The sequence below is a fragment of the Mycobacterium sp. E1715 genome, from assembly GCF_001667625.1.
In the GTDB taxonomy this organism is placed as follows: Bacteria; Actinomycetota; Actinomycetes; order Mycobacteriales; family Mycobacteriaceae; genus Mycobacterium.
In genome coordinates, this window is the sequence record NZ_LZJJ01000437.1 from 1 (window position 1) to 2301 (window position 2301).

Genomic DNA, 2301 nt, shown 5'->3' on the forward strand with positions numbered 1-2301 from the left:
GGTGCCGCCGATCGAATTCGGCCACGTCGAGATACCCGGACCGGGGCCCGGCGGCTATAAGGGCGCAGGCGAGGGCGGGGCCATCGGCTCGACGCCGGCGGTGATCAACGCCATCAACGACGCGCTCGCGCCGCTGGGTGTGACGGTCACCCGTCTGCCGGCCAGCCCGGCGTCGATCGCGGCCCTGCTGGAAGCGGTGCAACGATGAAGCCGGCCGCGTTCGACTACCACCGGCCCGACAGCATCGACGACGCCGTGCGCCTGCTGGCCGAATTGGGCGACGACGCAAAGATATTGGCGGGCGGCCAGAGCCTGGTGCCGATGCTGGCGATGCGGCTGGCCTACTTCGACCACCTGATCGACATCTCCCGGCTGCCCGAGCTGCAGGGCATCGACCGCAGGGGTGCCGAGTTGTGGATCGGCGCCGGCACCACCGAGGCCGCCGTTGGCTCCGATGACGAAGTGCGCCAAGCGGTTCCGCTACTGGCCCGGGTGACGCAGTTCGTCGGGCACTTCCAGATCCGCAACCGCGGCACCCTGGGCGGGTCGATCGCGCACGCCGACGCCGCCGGCGAATACCCCGCGGTCGCCCTGACGCTGGACGCGGTGATGGAGGTCCAGTCGCCAGGCGGGCGGCGCGAGATCGCCGCCGCCGACTTCTTCGCCGGCGTCTGGGAAACCACCATGGACTCCGACGAGGTGCTGACCGGGGTGCGGTTCCCGATCTGGGACGGCAGATGCGGGTTCGCCGTCGAGGAATTCTCGCGCCGCCACGGCGATTTCGCGATCGCCGGCGCACTGGTGGCCGTCCAGCTCGACGACCAGGACCGGGTGTCGCGCTGCGCGATCGGGCTGCTGGGCATGGGGTCCACGGTCCGGCGCGCGACGGCGGCCGAGGTCGCGGCCCTCGGAAGGCCGGTCGGCGAGCTGGTTCCCGAGGAGATCGGCCGGGCCGCGATGAGCGGGCTCGACGAGGTTCCCAACGACCTGCAGGGGACGGCGGCGTACCGGTTGAAGGTCGGCGCCACGATGGCCGCCCGCGCCTGGACACGAGCTACAGCCGAAGCAGCCACGGGGGCCGACAATGCCTGAACACCCAATCGAACTGTCCGTCAACGGAACTCCGGTCACCACCGTGGTCGAACCGCGGATGACGCTGGCCGACTTCCTGCGCGAGAAGTGCGGGCTGACCGGCACCCATCTGGGCTGCGAGCACGGCGCGTGCGGGGCCTGCACGGTGCTGCTAAACGGCGCGGCCGTGCGCTCGTGCCTGATGTTCGCGGTGCAGGCCGACGGGACCGAGGTGACGACGGTCGAAGGGGTCGCGGAACCCGACGGCACGCTGTCGCCAGTGCAGTCGGCGCTGCGCGAGTGCCACGGGCTGCAATGCGGCTTCTGCACGCCGGGTTTCGTCATGTCGCTGACCGCGCTGCTGCGCGACAACCCCGATCCCAGCGACCACGAGATCCGGGAGGGCCTGTCCGGCAACTTCTGCCGGTGCACCGGCTACCAGGGCATCGTCGCCGCCGCCCGCCGGGCCGCCGAGACCCAGTCGGTCACGCAGCGATAAAGGTTCACCATCGGCGTGGCATCGACAGCTGCGCGGTTGCACGGGATTTCGTTACTGCGCGCGTAATCTGATTTCCCAATATTGCTGATAATCGGGAGTGGCGCGTGCGGTTTTCGCAAAGGGCACGGTGGAGCCTTGCCGGTGGGTCCCTGCTGATCGCGCCCGTGCTGGTCAGCCCGGCACTGATCGACGCCTGTTCCAGCACCATCGCAGGCCGGCCGGTCGCCGCGCCGGGGGTTGGCCCGGTCGAACCCACGTTCCCCACCCCCAGGCCGTCGGCAGCGCCGCCGGCCCCGACGGCCAGCCCAGCCCCGGGCCTGCCGACGACGCCGGCCAACCCGACCGCACCGGCCGGCGCGATCCCGCTGCCGCCGGACCAGAACGGCTACGTCTTCATCGAAACCAAGTCGGGCACCACCCGCTGCCAGATCAATAAGGACACCGTCGGCTGCGAAGCGCCGTTCACCAACTCCCCGCTGCAGGACGGCGAACACGCCAACGGCGTCAGCGTGGACTCGGCCGGCAAGGTGCAGTGGGTTTTGGGCAACCTCGGCGCCATTCCCACCGTGCAGATCGACTACAAGACCTACAACGCCGCCGGCTGGACGATCAACGCCACCGCCGACGGCACCCGCTTCACCAACGACCACACCGGCCACGGCATGTTCGTCAGCCTCGACAAGGTCAACACGTTCTAAAGGCAGGTCCGGATCGCTCGGCTGCGCCGTCCC

The 2301-nt window shown here is 70.1% G+C and carries 4 protein-coding genes; all 4 read left to right on the top strand.

From position 1 onward, the window contains the following. The coding region (locus A9X03_RS21260) for a hypothetical protein (protein WP_156746625.1) at positions 1-208 on the top strand (208 nt) is incomplete at its 5' end. Next, complete coding sequence (locus tag A9X03_RS21265; RefSeq protein WP_068262821.1) at positions 205-1092, top strand: xanthine dehydrogenase family protein subunit M; 888 nt, start codon at positions 205-207, stop codon at positions 1090-1092. The genes A9X03_RS21260 and A9X03_RS21265, both read left to right, overlap by 4 nt. Further along, complete coding sequence (locus A9X03_RS21270; protein WP_068019508.1) at positions 1085-1570, top strand: (2Fe-2S)-binding protein; 486 nt, start codon at positions 1085-1087, stop codon at positions 1568-1570. The genes A9X03_RS21265 and A9X03_RS21270 overlap by 8 nt, the downstream gene beginning before the upstream one ends. Positions 1571-1719: 149 nt before the next feature. Continuing rightward, positions 1720-2268 (top strand): hypothetical protein, encoded by a 549-nt coding sequence (locus A9X03_RS21275; protein WP_369831402.1) that lies wholly within the window; start codon positions 1720-1722, stop codon positions 2266-2268. Positions 2269-2301: the final 33 nt, after the last annotated feature.